Raw genomic sequence first — 11,547 nt, 5'->3', positions numbered from 1 at the left:
CAAGCTGAATCGTTAAAGCTAAAAACAATATAGATCACATATCCTGGTGATAAATACGTATTACTTAGCAAAATAATACGACTTTCATCTCATTTAACATCATAAAAACGGCCACTTTCTCACCAGGTGAGGCGCTTCACATTTTAATCACCCCCATGCCGGTAGATTTCACACGTCAATGACACAATCGATTCAGCAAAAAGGGAATAAAAATGAAAAAGACATTGGTTCTGACGACGATCGCCCTGCTGGTTTCCGGCTCGGCCGCGGCAAAAACATGGGTGCTGACGAACGCTGAAGAGGGGATGGATAAAGGAAACTGGCAGATCAACAGCGATCAGCTGAAGGTGAAAGATCATGCGTTCAGCATTGAGCAGAAAGTCCTGCACGGCGGTAAGCAGGAAGGCAGCAAAATCCTTACCATTCACAGTAAAGACGGCCTGACCATTACCTTGAGCCCGACACGCGGCATGAACTTGCTGCGTATTGAGGGTTTCGGCAGCCGGATGGGCTGGGATTCGCCGGTTAAAGAGGTCGTCAACCCGGCGTTTATCAACCTGGAAAGCCGCAATGGCCTCGGCTGGCTGGAAGGATTCAACGAGATGATGGTCCGCTGCGGCTATGAATGGACCGGCCATCCGGTGACCGCGGACGGGCAAATTTATACCCTACACGGCAAGGCGGGCAACACGCCGGCCTCTCTGGTGGAGGTGGAGGTGGCCGACAGCGCGCCGTATGAAATCCGCATCCGCGGGCTGGTGAAAGAGAGCACCTTTAAAAAAGCCGATCTGCAGACCCTGACCGAACTGCGCTACGTCCCGGGCAGCAACAGCTTCAGCTTACATGACGTCTTAACCAACCATGCCGACTATCCGCATGATTATCAGATCATCTACCACAGCAACTTCGGCACCCCGATCCTCGAAGAAGGCGCGCGTTTCCTCGCCCCGATCTCCAGCATCAGCCCGTTCAATAATTACGCTAAGAGTGGGTTAAAAACCTGGCAAACTTATCAGGGGCCGACCAAAGATTTTGACGAGATGGTATTTAATATTCAGCCGCTGGCCGATGAAAATCACCAGACCCTGGCCGCGGTGGTCAACAAAGCGGGCGATAAAGGGGCCTCTATTCAGTTTGATACCCGTCAGCTGCCGGTCCTGACGCTATGGAAAAACACCGATACCGTCAAGCAGGGCTATGTCACCGGTATCGAACCGGGGACCAGCTACGCCTATCCAGTCACCATTGAACGCGAACAAAAACGCGTGAAGCAGCTGCAGCCGGGCGCCAGCGCGCAGTTTGATCTAACCTACACCCTGCTGCACGATAGCGCCCAGGTAGCCGCCGTTGAGCAGAAAATCGCGCAGATTCAGGGCGATAACAAAGTCGCGGAGAACGAGACGCCGATCGCCAAAGAGTAACAGCGCCGCCAGTCGAATGCCCGGAGCGGTACGCCGAGCCGGGCTACTCCCGCCCCATCACCTCGTGCCCGAGATCCCGGGCAAACTGCTGATACTGCCGCTCACCGATCGGCTGTGGATAGCTCAGCACCAGCAGCTCATGATCCGCAATGCCCTGATGATAGGTCGGATGACGATGCGCCCAGGGATTAGCATGGAACCCCATCGACTGATAAAAGCGCAGCCGTTTATGGGCGATGCCCGTGGTTAGCGGATCGATTTCCAGAATGGTCAGCGGGGCGCGCGTCAGGATCTGCGCCAGCAGCTGTTTACCATAGCCGCGGGAGCGCAGCGTGTCGTCGATCGCCAGATGTTCGATATAACCGTAGCCGGCAAACTGCCAGCAGCCGCTGAGGCCGACAAAGACGCCTTCATCGAACCATGCTTCCAGCGCGTAGCGCGGGTGGCTCAGCGCCTGACGTTTGGCCTCGCTTTCGCGCTGCTCGTGCCACGGAAAGGCGCGCGCGTAAAGCGCGTCCAGCATGGCGAAATGGGGCGAGTCGGTAGAACGTACGCTTTCGCAGGTCAGCATCACACAATTCCTGGTAGCTAAAATAAAACTGCCCTCACGCGGAGGGCAGTTACCGGAGGCGTACGCGCTTATTCAGCCGCGGCCGCTTTTTGCGCCAGCTTATCTAGCAGCTTCTGATGAATACCGCCGAAGCCGCCGTTGCTCATCACCAGGATATGGTCGCCCGGGTGGGCGGTTTTGACCACCATCTCCGCCAGGGTATCGACGTCGGCGCTCCAGTGGGCCGGCTGGACGCAGGCTTCCGCCACTTCCGCCACCTGCCACGGAATATGCTGCGGCTGCAGGAGGAACACTTCATCGGCGCGGCCGAGAGACGGCGCCAGATCGTCCTTGCAGACGCCCATTTTCATGGTGTTAGAGCGCGGCTCCAGCACGGCGAGAATGCGCGCGGTACCGCCTACTTTACCGCGCAGCGCCTGCAGCGTGGCGAGGATTGCCGTCGGATGATGGGCGAAATCGTCATACACGGTGACGCCGTTGGCTTCGCCGCGCAGCTCCAGGCGACGGCGGGCGTTGATAAAGCTGCCCAGCGCGTTCGCGGCATCCGCCGGCAGCACGCCGACGTGACGCGCCGCGGCAATCGCCATCAGGCCGTTATGCATATTATGCTCGCCGACCAGCGCCCACTTCACTTCGCCGACCTTTTCGCCGTCGAGTAAGACTTCCCACTGCGAGGCGTCGGCGTTCAGTTTTTTCGCCTGCCAGTGGCCCTGCTCGCCCACCAGCTCCTGCTCGCTCCAGCAGCCCATCGCCATCACCTGCTTCAGGTTGATGTCGTTCTCCGGCAGGATAATTTTGCCTTTGCCCGGCACGATGCGCACCAGATGGTGGAACTGTTTCTGAATCGCCTTCAGGTCATCAAAGATGTCCGCGTGGTCGAACTCAAGGTTGTTGAGGATCAGCGTCCGCGGGCAGTAGTGAACAAACTTGGAGCGCTTGTCGAAGAAGGCGCAGTCATATTCGTCGGCTTCAATGACGAAGAACGGGCTGTCGCCCAGGCGCGCGGAGACGTCGAAATTGCCCGGAACGCCGCCAATCACGAACCCCGGTTTATAGCCGCAGGCTTCAAGGATCCAGGTCGCCATGCCGGCAGTGGTGGTTTTGCCGTGGGTCCCGGCGACGGCCAGCACCCAGCGATCGCGCAGCACGAAGTCGTGCAGCCACTGCGGGCCGGACATATAGGGAATATTATTTTCCAGCACCGCTTCAACGCACGGGTTGCCGCGAGTCATGGCGTTACCGATGATCACCAGGTCCGGCCGGGGCTCCAGCTGGCTGGGGTCATAGCCCTGAATTAAATCAATCCCCTGGTTTTCCAGCAGGGTGCTCATCGGCGGATAGACGTTAGCATCCGACCCCGTTACCTCATGACCGAGGGAGCGCGCCAGCATGGCCAGCCCCCCCATAAACGTGCCACAGATTCCTAAAATATGAATGCGCATTCGTCATTTCCTTTTCTTATCCGGGGCACATTTTACCCATATCCCGGGCCCTGGCGAAATGCATTTCAGGCGAATCTGTATTTTGCTGGCGCGATTCACCTGTGCGCACTTTTTTGATTCTTTGTTAAGATTGTTGCGTTCGTTTTACTCAACATAAAAATGCAGGGAACGAGTTATGAAAACGTTAGGTGAGTTTATTGTTGAAAAGCAGCACGAGTTCTCCCACGCCACCGGTGAGCTGACTGCTTTGTTGTCAGCAATAAAGTTGGGCGCCAAGATCATCCACCGCGATATCAACAAGGCCGGTCTGGTCGATATCCTGGGTGCCAGCGGTGCTGAAAACGTTCAGGGCGAGGTTCAGCAAAAACTCGATCTGTTCGCTAATGAAAAATTAAAAGCCGCACTGCGAGCACGCGATATTGTTGCCGGGATCGCCTCTGAAGAAGAAGATGAGATTGTCGTCTTCGAAGGGTGTGAACACGCCAAATACGTGGTGCTGATGGACCCTCTGGATGGCTCCTCTAACATCGACGTTAACGTCTCTGTCGGTACGATCTTCTCTATCTACCGCCGCGTGACGCCTGTCGGCACGCCGGTGACAGAAGAAGACTTCCTGCAGCCGGGCAACAAGCAGGTGGCCGCGGGCTATGTGGTCTACGGATCGTCGACGATGCTGGTGTATACCACCGGCTGCGGCGTTCATGCCTTCACCTACGACCCGTCCCTTGGCGTCTTCTGTCTATGCCAGGAGCGTATGCGCTTCCCGGAGAAGGGCAATACCTACTCCATCAACGAAGGCAACTACATCAAATTCCCGCAGGGCGTGAAGAAGTACATTAAGTACTGTCAGGAAGAGGACAAAGCGACTCAGCGTCCTTATACCTCACGCTATATCGGCTCGCTGGTGGCGGACTTCCACCGCAACCTGCTGAAAGGCGGCATCTATCTCTATCCGAGCACCGCCAGCCACCCGGAAGGCAAGCTGCGCCTACTGTATGAATGCAACCCGATGGCCTTCCTCGCCGAACAGGCGGGCGGTAAGGCCAGCGACGGTAAAGAGCGTATTCTGGATATTATCCCGGAAAGCCTGCATCAGCGTCGCTCCTTCTTCGTCGGCAACAACCACATGGTAGAAGACGTCGAGAACTTTATTAAAGCGTTCCCGGACGCCTAAGCGCCCTGCCCGCTCCTCCCGCGCCTGCGGGAGGAGCATTTCTTAGCGACTCCCCGCCCCGCTCACCCGCGTCACCGCCGCATTCTGCCGATTTTCCCACAGCACGGTCAGCCCACGCTGCAGCGCGATAAAGATAAACAGCAAAATGCCGATGGCGATTTTCGTCCACCATGAGCTGAGGGTGCCGTCGAAGTTGATGTAGGTCTGAATCAGCCCCTGGATCGCCACCCCGAACAGCGTTCCCAGCACGGTACCGACGCCACCGCTTAGCAGCGTACCGCCGATCACCACCGAGGCAATCGCATCCAGCTCGACGCCGACGCCCGCCAGCGCATAGCCCGCCTGGGTATAAATGGAAAAGACGATCCCGGCCAGCGTCGCCAGTCCGGTGGAGAGCATATAGATACGGATCGTGGCGCTGCGAGTCGAAATCCCCATCAGATTCGCCGACGTGGCGTTGCCGCCGATGGCATACACCTGGTTGCCAAAGCGGGTGCGATGGGCGACAAAAATACCGGCCACCACCACCAGCAGCATCAGCAGTCCCATGGCGCTGAGACGACCGCCGCCGGGAATGGTCCATGCCAGCCCGGACAGGGTGTCGTACACTGGGTGGTTAATCGGAATCGACTCCTCTGACACCAGATAGCTCACGCCGCGCAGGAAGAACATGCCGGCGAGGGTGATGATAAAGGCCGGGATCTTCAGGGCGTCAATCAGCAGCCCCATAAACGCGCCGAAGGCGCAGCCCATCACCAGCACCAGCGGAAAGGCCACCAGCGGCGAGATTCCCCAAAAGCCAATCGCTTTGGCGAGGAAGACGCCGGTAAAGGCGATCACCGACCCCACCGACAGATCGATCCCGCCGGAGAGGATCACGAAGGTCATGCCCACGGCGATGATCCCGAGGAAGGCGTTATCCGTCAGGATATTGCAGATCACCCGCGTTGAGGCAAAACCGGGGAACTGGGTCAGGCAGTAGAGGTAGCCCAGCACAAACACCGCAAGGGTGATCATCAATGGTAAATTACGTTTTATCACGGCCGCGTACCCCTTTCAGTAAACCGATAAAGCGCGGCGACTGGACAATCAGTACGCACAGCACCACCACCGCTTTCACCACCTGGTTGAGCTCCGGCGGGAAGCCGGAGAGCAAAATCCCGGTGTTCATTCCCTGGATAATCAGCGCCCCCACCACCGAGAGCAGCAGGTTAAAGCGCCCGCCCATCAGCGAGGCGCCGCCGATGACCACCGCCAGAATGGCGTCCAGCTCAAGCCATAGCCCGGCGTTATTGGCATCCGCGCCGCGGATGTCCGCCGCCACGATGATCCCGGCGATCGCCGCGCAGACACCGCTCAGGACATAGGCCAGCATCACCACGATGCGGGTATTGACGCCGGCGTTTTTCGCCGCGCGGATGTTGATCCCTACCGCCTCAATAAACATGCCCAGCGCCGTTTTACGGGTAAACAGCCAGAACAGCAGCAGCGTAGCGGCGGCGACGATCACCGGCGTCGGAAACAGCAGAAACGATCCGCTGCCGAGCCATGCCAGGGCCGGGAAATCAAAGGTGACGATCTGCCCGGCGGTGATCAACTGCGCCACCCCGCGCCCGGCCACCATCAGGATCAGCGTCGCCACAAAGGGCTGGATCTTAAGGACCGCCACGAGGATGCCGTTCCACAATCCGGCCAGCGCGCCCGCGGCCAGCGCGGCCAACAGCACCACCGGCAGGCTGTGCCCGGCGACGGTCATCGAGGCGGCCGTCGCGCCGGCAATCGCCATCACCGCCCCTACCGACAGGTCGATGCCGCCGGTGGCGATCACCAGCGTCATGCCAATCGCCAGCAGCGCCACCGGCGCGGCGCGGTTGAGAATATCGATCGGGCTGCCAAACAGGCGGCCATCCTGGAGCACCACCTGATAAAAATGGGGCGCCACCAGGCTGTCTACCAGCAGAACCAGCAGCAGGGCAATAATCTGCGGGGTGCCCTTCGGCCAGGTGAAGCGTCGCTTCTCCGGGCCGGTTTGCGAAAGAGATCGAGGCATCATGGGTTACTCCTTATGCCGCAATAGCGTTCATGATCGCCGGAACAGAGAGCTCGGCGAGCGGGATCTCCGCCACCTGTCGGCGATCGCGCAGGATAATGACCCGATCGGCGTAACCCACCAGCTCCTCCAGTTCAGAAGAGATAACCAGCAGCGCCAGGCCATCGGCGCAGAGGGTTTCAATCAGGCGAATAATTTCCGCATGGGCGCCGACGTCGATGCCGCGGGTCGGCTCATCGAGGATCAGGAACTGCGGTTTGGTCAGCAGCCAGCGGGAGAGCAGCACCTTCTGCTGGTTGCCGCCGGAGAGAAACTCGATCGGCTGCTCGGCGCTCGGGGTACGGATCCCCAGCTGGCGAATAAAGCGCTCGGCGATCTCATTCTGCTCCCGGCGGGGGATCGGCCGCAGCCAGCCGCGCTGCGCCTGCAGGGCCAGAACGATATTTTCCCGCACCGAAGCGGCGGCGATAATGCCGTCGGTTTTGCGATCTTCAGGACAGAAGCCGATCCCGAGGCAGGAAGCCTGATGCGGGGAGCGCAGGGTCTGAGGTTTGCCTTTGATCCACGCCTTCCCGCTGTCCGCCGTTTTAATGCCGAAGATCACCTCGGCGGTTTCCGTGCGTCCGGAACCCAGCAGGCCGGCGAGGCCTACAATTTCTCCCGGGCGGACCTGCAGGTCGAACGGGGCGATGGTTCCTTTTTTACCGTAGCCTTCAAACGCCGCTACCGGTTTATCGCTCAGCAGGGTACGGCCCGCCCGCTGCAGGGCATTGTGGTCCAGTTCGCGACCCAGCATCATTTTCACCAGCTCAATCTGCGGCAGCTCGCGGGTCTCACGGCAGCCCACAAATGTGCCGTTACGCAACACGGTGATGCGGTCGCTGACCGCATAGACCTGGTCGAGAAAATGGGTGACGAAGATCAGGCTGACGCCGTTATCCCTGAGCTGGCGCATCAGGGTGAACAGCATCTCCACCTCCTGGGTATCGAGGCTGGCGGTGGGCTCGTCGAGGATCAGCACCTTGGCCGACAGGTCGATGGCCCGACAGATAGCGACGATCTGCTGCATCGCCACCGAAAAGCGGTTCAGCGGCTCGCGCACGTCGAGGGAAAAGCCGTAGGAGGCCATCAGCGCCGTCGCCCTGGCCTCCATCTCTTTACGTCGCAGCAGACCAAACCGCCGCGGCTCACGGCCGATGAACAGGTTATCCGCCACCGACATATTGGGCAGCAGGTTCACTTCCTGGTAGACGGTGCCGATCCCCAGCTGCTGGGCATGGGCGGTATTTTTGGGCGAAATAGCCTGGCCTTCCAGCCAGATAGTGCCGCGATCGGCATGGTAAACGCCGGTCAGCGCTTTGATCAGCGTCGATTTTCCGGCGCCGTTTTCGCCCAACAGGGCCATGATTTCGCCGCGCCGCAGGCTAAAGTTGACGTTATCCAGCGCCTTAACGCCGGGGAAGAATTTACTAAGTCCTTCGGTGCGAAGGATCTCCTGGTGTGCCTCGGCGCTCATAATCGATGTCACCTTCAAATGATGTCAGGTTACCCCGGGTCGCGCTGGGCTTCCCGGGGTTTCTGGAACGCTGCTTTTTACCCTCTCCCACCGGGGAGAGGGATGGAATGAGGGGCTCCCCACTCAGTAGCCCATATTTTTCTTCTTCTCTAACTCTTCTTTCGCCGTATCCGGCAGGTACAGCGTCGATTTGGTAATGGTCAGCTTCTCCGGCAGGGTGCCGTCTTTTTTGTATTTCTCCAGCGCATCGAACGCCGGGCCGGCCATATTTGGCGTCAGCTCGACGCTGGCGTTGGCTTCTCCGGCGATCATCGCTTTATAGATATCCGGCACGCCGTCGATGGAGCCGGTCAGAATATCTTTGCCCGGCTTCAGGCCAGCTTCTTTAATGGCCTGGATAGCGCCGATGGCCATATCGTCGTTATGAGCGAACACCATGCAGATGTTTTTGCCGTTATTCTCAGCTTTGATAAAGCTCTCCATGACCTCTTTCCCTTTACTGCGGGTGAAGTCACCGGACTGGGAGCGGATAATTTTGATATTCGACGCTTTGGCAATCGCGTCGGCGAAGCCTTTCTTACGATCGATGGCCACGCTGGCCCCAACGGTGCCCTGCAGTTCAACGACGTTACACGGCTTACCGTCGACGGTTTTCACCAGCCAGTCGCCAATCAGCTGGCCTTCCAGCACGTTGTTGGCGGTCACGGTGGTCATGTAGAGATCTTTATCTTTAACATCAATGGAACGGTCGAGGAGGAAAACCGGGATCTTGGCCTCTTTCGCCTCTTTCAGCACCGGTTCCCAGCCGGTGGCCACCACCGGCGCAATGAAGATCGCGTCGACCCCTTGAGCAATAAAGGAACGCACTGCTTTGATCTGGTTTTCCTGTTTTTGCTGACCATCAGCGATCTTCAGGGTGATACCGCGCTTGGCGGCCTCCTCTTTCGCGACGCTGGTTTCCGCCGCACGCCAGCCGGATTCAGAACCGACCTGCGAAAAACCTACGGTTAGCGGGGCAGCTATCGCCATAGACGACATAGCTGCGGAAACTGCTGTGACAAGAAGTAAGCGCTTCCACATAAGGGTATCCTCGTAGGGTTATTGTTGGTTAAAGTCTCACCTGCGGACAAACTATAGACAATCGGTGATGTAACTGAATGCGTTACATCACACTTCAAAAAAGTAAATGAGATGTTAATGCCGGCCCTACTTCCCAGCGGAGAGCCGATAAGGCTTCGCAGGGAGCGCGGCTGTTGCGGTTTATGACGTTTTTTTAAGCAGTATGATAAATCAATCACATGCAATGAAAACGGTTACATAAATTTATTCATGATGTGGCTATGTTTATGGATTTTCATGTCATTATTACGCGAAAAATTCGGAGCACTCTGCGGCGATATCGGGAAAAAGAAGCGAAGACTTTCGATGTGAGTTGGCTATAATACCGAGCACTTGTTTGCCATACATTTTAAAGGAAACAGACATGAGCTTACTCAACGTACCTGCGGGCAAAGATCTGCCGGAAGACATCTACGTCGTGATCGAAATCCCGGCGAACGCAGATCCTATCAAATACGAAGTCGACAAAGAGAGCGGTGCACTGTTCGTTGACCGTTTCATGTCCACGGCAATGTTCTATCCGTGCAACTACGGCTACATCAACCACACCCTGTCCCTGGACGGCGACCCGGTTGACGTGCTGGTCCCGACTCCGTACCCGCTGCAGCCGGGCTCCGTGATCCGCTGCCGTCCGGTTGGCGTTCTGAAGATGACCGACGAATCTGGTGAAGATGCGAAACTGGTTGCCGTACCGCACACCAAGCTGAGCAAAGAATACGATCACATCAACGATGTGAACGACCTGCCGGAACTGCTGAAAGCCCAGATCACTCATTTCTTTGAGCACTACAAAGATCTGGAAAAAGGCAAGTGGGTTAAAGTCGACGGTTGGGATAACGCGGAAGCGGCGAAAGCCGAAATCGTTGCCTCTTTCGAGCGCGCTAAGCAGAAGTAATTCTGTCTCAGGCAGGGTCATCCCCTGCCTGATTGCGGCACGGATAGCCGCGATAACACCATGGAGGGTGTCCCGTGAAAAGCGTTCGCTATTTCACCCTTAACTTTTCTGGCTTCACGACCGCCGCCTGTGAAAAACAGGGGTATCTGCGTCTTATCGCCGGCGACCATGTCTTTTATACCGATAAACGCTATTTTAACGACCCCTCGCTTTTTGACCGCCTGACGATCAATCAGCCTCTGCACCTTGGCGTCCGCCGCCTGGACAACGGCAGTTACTGGATCCACTGGCTCAGCGATGGCGAAACGCTCCTTGAGCCCAGTCAACGGGTAAAGCGCTGGGCCCGGCCGCTGCTGATTATCAGCCTGCTGACGCTCATCGTCGCTCTTATCCCGCTCATGATGAGCACCTCAGAATGGGGAAGGTTCGGCTTCGGCATTATCGCGATACTGGCCTTCATCGCGTTGTTAACCGGCCTCTGCGAGCTACTGTTCCACCGGGCGCTAAAAATGCACCCCGCCATGCGCGATCTGTTGGCGAAGATGGCGCAGGCCCGCCGCCGCGACTTTTCCTTTTGCCAGCCGCTACCGACTACGGCGCAAACCCTCCGCCAGTCGGCGAAGCCTTTTACGCAAGCCCTGCCGGAACGCTATGCCGTCCGGACGGGAAAAATTAGCAATATCATTTTTAAGAAATGGTTCGCGGGGAACCCAACGCGGGAATACCATGGCGTTGGGATACAATGCGACACGGCGCCGCTGGCCTTCTTCTGGCAGAACGGCTTCGCCAACTTCGGCCTGCATCCCTTTTTTTACCGCCGTCAACCGCCCTTTCTCGCTATCGGCGATCGGATAGTCGTCGTCTACCAACGGAAAGATAACGACGTCCAGGCGTTATACAACGTCAGCGACGGGTGCGCTTTTCTGAAAAATCATCCCTGTTATCCCGGTGACCGGCAAATGTCGCTAGTCTATAACCTGTTTTATGGCATGGTGCTGGTGATGTACCTCCTCATACTCGGCATGTCGCTAAATAACCCATACAAACCAGCCAGGGGATTTGGGTGGTTAATTCAGGATTCACTGGACATGCTGTCCCTATTATTACTCAGTTTCGGCGGGATCCTGGCGGTACTGGAGCTGATTGGCCCGACGGCCTGGTTATTGTCACACCGGGTGGCTGACTGGATGAAGATGCGCTCGGCGATGCGGCACTACCTGCAGGGAGCGGCCCGCCATACCGCGCTCGAGGAGATCATGTAATGTTCAGCACCCCAACACGACGATTATTATTCCTCGCGCTGACGACGCTGGCTTCCGCGATGTGGCTGGCGAAGGATCGTCTGCCACTCTGGTAAGG

Annotated in this window: 10 protein-coding genes and 1 pseudogene (1 of these 11 only partly in view); 4 read left to right on the top strand and 7 right to left on the bottom strand. The window is 57.5% G+C overall.

What is annotated here, in order from left to right; translation table 11 throughout:
* Nucleotides 1-28 (bottom strand): annotated as a pseudogene (locus tag VZP09_RS23255) (hypothetical protein); it reaches 89 nt to the left of the window's first position.
* Nucleotides 29-212: 184 nt separating this feature from the next.
* On the opposite strand from VZP09_RS23255, the gene VZP09_RS23250 reads away from it, so the two are divergent.
* Nucleotides 213-1,421, top strand: a complete 1,209-nt coding sequence (locus tag VZP09_RS23250) for an aldose 1-epimerase family protein (RefSeq protein WP_032415872.1) — start codon at nt 213-215, stop codon at nt 1,419-1,421.
* A 43-nt stretch (nt 1,422-1,464) separates the two neighbouring features.
* Here VZP09_RS23250 and VZP09_RS23245 read toward each other — a convergent pair whose 3' ends face one another.
* On the bottom strand, nt 1,465-1,992 hold the full coding sequence (locus VZP09_RS23245; RefSeq protein WP_032415871.1) for a GNAT family N-acetyltransferase: 528 nt from the start codon (nt 1,990-1,992) through the stop codon (nt 1,465-1,467).
* Nucleotides 1,993-2,060: 68 nt separating this feature from the next.
* Complete coding sequence (gene mpl / locus VZP09_RS23240) at nt 2,061-3,434, bottom strand: UDP-N-acetylmuramate:L-alanyl-gamma-D-glutamyl-meso-diaminopimelate ligase (RefSeq protein WP_002886886.1); 1,374 nt, start codon at nt 3,432-3,434, stop codon at nt 2,061-2,063.
* A gap of 175 nt (nt 3,435-3,609) precedes the next feature.
* Here mpl and fbp point away from each other — a divergent pair, with 175 nt between their 5' ends.
* Nucleotides 3,610-4,608 (top strand): class 1 fructose-bisphosphatase, encoded by a 999-nt coding sequence (fbp, locus tag VZP09_RS23235; protein ID WP_002886827.1) that lies wholly within the window; start codon nt 3,610-3,612, stop codon nt 4,606-4,608.
* Between the two features lie 42 nt (nt 4,609-4,650).
* Here the strand turns inward: fbp and yjfF are convergent, their stop codons facing one another.
* From yjfF to ytfQ, 4 genes are all read right to left on the bottom strand, one after another.
* Entirely contained in the window at nt 4,651-5,649 is a 999-nt protein-coding gene (gene yjfF, locus VZP09_RS23230; RefSeq protein ID WP_002886825.1) for a galactofuranose ABC transporter, permease protein YjfF, read from the bottom strand.
* Nucleotides 5,636-6,661, bottom strand: a complete 1,026-nt coding sequence (gene ytfT, locus VZP09_RS23225; protein ID WP_110210380.1) for a galactofuranose ABC transporter, ATP-binding protein YtfT — start codon at nt 6,659-6,661, stop codon at nt 5,636-5,638. Before ytfT ends, yjfF begins: the two co-directional genes overlap by 14 nt.
* A gap of 10 nt (nt 6,662-6,671) precedes the next feature.
* Nucleotides 6,672-8,174, bottom strand: coding sequence for a galactofuranose ABC transporter, ATP-binding protein YtfR (gene ytfR, locus VZP09_RS23220; protein WP_004177669.1), 1,503 nt, complete (start codon nt 8,172-8,174; stop codon nt 6,672-6,674).
* A gap of 123 nt (nt 8,175-8,297) precedes the next feature.
* Nucleotides 8,298-9,254, bottom strand: coding sequence for a galactofuranose ABC transporter, galactofuranose-binding protein YtfQ (ytfQ, locus tag VZP09_RS23215; RefSeq protein WP_002886769.1), 957 nt, complete (start codon nt 9,252-9,254; stop codon nt 8,298-8,300).
* Nucleotides 9,255-9,657: 403 nt separating this feature from the next.
* Between ytfQ and ppa the strand changes: the two genes are divergently transcribed.
* Both ppa and VZP09_RS23205 read left to right on the top strand, forming a co-directional pair.
* The gene (gene ppa, locus VZP09_RS23210) at nt 9,658-10,188 is read left to right on the top strand and encodes an inorganic diphosphatase (protein ID WP_002886766.1); all 531 of its coding nucleotides are present in this window, start codon (nt 9,658-9,660) and stop codon (nt 10,186-10,188) included.
* Between the two features lie 74 nt (nt 10,189-10,262).
* A complete protein-coding gene (locus tag VZP09_RS23205; protein ID WP_021312672.1) occupies nt 10,263-11,450 on the top strand; it encodes a hypothetical protein in 1,188 nt (395 codons plus the stop codon).
* The last annotated feature ends 97 nt before the right edge of the window (nt 11,451-11,547 follow it).

Source organism: Klebsiella sp. EMBS2024 (genome assembly GCF_036233805.1).
GTDB classification, from domain to species: domain Bacteria; phylum Pseudomonadota; class Gammaproteobacteria; order Enterobacterales; family Enterobacteriaceae; genus Klebsiella; species Klebsiella pneumoniae.
This window is presented reverse-complemented; position numbering and strand designations above follow the sequence as displayed.

What these genes read in the sequence shown, in the direction of transcription:
- VZP09_RS23245 (WP_032415871.1), bottom strand. Translation starts at nt 1,992, where the DNA reads ATGCTGACCTGCGAAAGCGTACGTTCTACCGACTCGCCCCATTTCGCC.
- ppa (WP_002886766.1), top strand. Translation starts at nt 9,658, where the DNA reads ATGAGCTTACTCAACGTACCTGCGGGCAAAGATCTGCCGGAAGACATC.
- ytfT (WP_110210380.1), bottom strand. Translation starts at nt 6,661, where the DNA reads ATGATGCCTCGATCTCTTTCGCAAACCGGCCCGGAGAAGCGACGCTTC.
- ytfR (WP_004177669.1), bottom strand. Translation starts at nt 8,174, where the DNA reads ATGAGCGCCGAGGCACACCAGGAGATCCTTCGCACCGAAGGACTTAGT.
- ytfQ (WP_002886769.1), bottom strand. Translation starts at nt 9,254, where the DNA reads ATGTGGAAGCGCTTACTTCTTGTCACAGCAGTTTCCGCAGCTATGTCG.
- VZP09_RS23250 (WP_032415872.1), top strand. Translation starts at nt 213, where the DNA reads ATGAAAAAGACATTGGTTCTGACGACGATCGCCCTGCTGGTTTCCGGC.
- mpl (WP_002886886.1), bottom strand. Translation starts at nt 3,434, where the DNA reads ATGCGCATTCATATTTTAGGAATCTGTGGCACGTTTATGGGGGGGCTG.
- fbp (WP_002886827.1), top strand. Translation starts at nt 3,610, where the DNA reads ATGAAAACGTTAGGTGAGTTTATTGTTGAAAAGCAGCACGAGTTCTCC.